General features: G+C 67.9%; 2 protein-coding genes. One reads left to right on the forward strand and one right to left on the reverse strand.

The features are described 5' to 3' along the window. Positions 1 to 660 (reverse strand): zinc-binding dehydrogenase (locus HC022_RS24105; RefSeq protein ID WP_167454088.1); only part of this gene is annotated, 660 nt, incomplete at its 3' end. Positions 661 to 781: 121 nt separating this feature from the next. Between HC022_RS24105 and HC022_RS24110 the strand changes: the two genes are divergently transcribed. After that, positions 782 to 1,555 carry a GntR family transcriptional regulator gene (locus tag HC022_RS24110; protein ID WP_254885258.1) on the forward strand — a complete coding sequence of 258 codons (774 nt, stop codon included), beginning with the start codon at positions 782 to 784 and terminating at the stop codon, positions 1,553 to 1,555. Positions 1,556 to 2,427 lie beyond the last annotated feature (872 nt).

A 2,427-nucleotide genomic window follows, 5' to 3' on the forward strand; every position in this document is an offset into this window, starting at 1 on the left:
GGAAAGGTCGCAGGTTGCGGCGATGCCCATGCGCATGGCGATGGCCAGCCGTTCGGCATCGTCGAGACCCACGAGCAGCACCTCGGCGCCGCGCTCCTGCGCCACGAAGGCGATCGCCGCGCCGATCGGCCCCGGCCCCAGCACCACCACCCGGTCACCGGACTTCGCACCCGACACGTCCACCGCGTTCACCGCGATTGCGAGCGGCTCGGACAGCGCCGCGAGATCGTCTTCCAGTGTTTCGGGAATGCGGTGCAGCACGCGCTCGGGCACCCGCACCCGCTCGGCAAAACCACCGTCGCGGTGCAGGCCCACGATACGCCGCGCCTCGCAGGCCGAGGGGCGCCCGGAAAGGAAAAAGGCGCAGGGGGAGAAGGGGGGCGGAGGGGAGGGCCTTCCCCGGTCGCCCGGGGCCAGGGCGGTGACGCCCGCGCCCACGGCCACCACGCGGCCGGCGAACTCGTGCCCGATGGTCAGCGGCAGGAAGGGCTCCATGAAGCCGTAGCTCGGGTCCCATGCCACCGCGTGCAGGTCGCTGCCGCAGATCCCCGCGGCACGGATCGCCACCTCGACCTCGCCCTCGGCGGGCAGCGGTTCGGCATATCCGGTGGTGACGAGGTCCACACCTCGCCCGGCACGTGTCTTGCGCAGTGCAAGCATCGTCGGGTCTCTCCTCCCTTTGCCCGCGCTCTCCATTCGCGGGGTGGCCGGAATGATTTTCTGGCCAACGACTCGTTTATGTTTTATTTGTTATAACAAGTAAAGAGGAGGATCGTGCAGCATGTCCGGCAGCAAGGCAAAGTCTGGAAAAGTCTCTGACATTTCAGGGGACTGGATCACGCCCATCGAGCGCGAGAACCTTGGCGACCGCGCTTACACCACGATTCGGAACGCGCTGATGCGCGGCCAGCTGAAGCCCGGGGAGCGGCTGCGCCTGCGCCCGCTCTCCGAGCGGTTCGGGATTTCGCTCACACCGATGCGCGAGGCGCTGATGCGGCTGGTGTTCGAACGCGCCATGGTCTTCGACGAACGCGGCACCGCGGTGGTGCCTGACCTGACGCTCGCCCAGCTGCAGGAGATCCGCAGCATCCGCATGGATCTCGAGGGCAAGGCCGCGGCCTCGGCTGCCACCCATGTCACCGCCGAGGAACTGCAAGAGCTGCGCGACATCCAGACCGGCATCGCCGACTGTCACGCCCGCAAGTCCTTTGCCGACGCGGTGCACCTCAACACCGAGTTCCACCTGCTGCTGTGCCGGGCGGGACGGCTGCCGATCACCTACGATCTGGTCGAGAAGCTCTGGGTGCGCTGCGGCCCGATCCTGTCGCATCTCTACGACGCGGGCGTGCCCGCCGACTGGGTGCCGCACCCGCACGAGCGCATCATCGAGGCGCTCGAGACCGGCGACGCCGCCGCCGCCGAGGCAGGCATCCGCTTCGACATCGAGATGGGCTTGCCGGCGGGATCGGCGATCTCGATGATGAATCCGTCCGGCGTCGGCTCCACCACCCGCGCGTACCGCGGCGCGCCCGAGGCCAGCGCCAGCACGTTGTAGACCCCGCCCGGCAGACTCATTGGCGCGCCGTCACGGTCGACGAAGGCGATCTCGTAGAGCCCGGTCTCGCCGGACGTCGCGCGGATCGTCACCGGCCCGCTGTGGCGCGGCGCCACGGCGTATTTCGCGCTCGCGTCGACCTTGGCCACGATCTCGTAGAGGAACGGGTCACGCGGCGGCTCGTTGGCGTACTGGCTCGACCAGCTTCCCCACGCGCCCTCGTGCGGCTCGGGCGCCAGCAGGTCATATACGTAGCGCAACACGATGTCGGGCTGGCCGTCGCGGTCATAGGTGGTGCCGGGGTTCTCCTGCGCGCCCGCGATGCAGAGCACACCGTTCTCCTGCACCACCATCGAACCCACGCCCACCGCGCTGGTGTCGCTGTTGACGAAGGTATCGGCGGTCCAGTTGTCGGAGCCGATGTAGTAGCTCTCGGCGCTGTCGAAGCCCCCGGCCTCGAAGGCCTCGAAGCTCTCCCAGACAAAAGCATAAAGCCCGACCGCCCCGGCGGGTGTGCCGTCGCGGCTGCCGCGGGTGCCGTTGACCACGCCAACAAGCTTGCCGTTCCACGCGTCGCCCGACATCACGCATTTCGAGGCGAAGCTCTCGTCGGCAAAGTCGTGCAGCGTCACGCCGCCCTTGGCCGGGTTGTAGCTGTAGATCCGCAGCGGATAGGCGGTCTCGGATTGCGAGCGGATGGCGCCGAAAACCCTTCCGTCGTCGGCAACATGCCAGATCGTCGGCTCGACGCCCTGCTCGCCGATCTGAACCGCCTCGGAGATGGTCGCACCGGCAAAGAGGTTGTCGACGCGGACGATCCAGACACCCTTGGCCTTGCCCTTTCCTCCTTTCTTCCCTCCCCAGAAGCTGTC

It is taken from the genome of Salipiger sp. HF18, from assembly GCF_011806505.1.
Lineage (GTDB): Bacteria > Pseudomonadota > Alphaproteobacteria > Rhodobacterales > Rhodobacteraceae > Salipiger > Salipiger thiooxidans.

Excerpts from the sequence above, each read along its gene's own strand:
- HC022_RS24110 (WP_254885258.1), top strand. The coding sequence starts at position 782 with ATGTCCGGCAGCAAGGCAAAGTCTGGAAAAGTCTCTGACATTTCAGGG.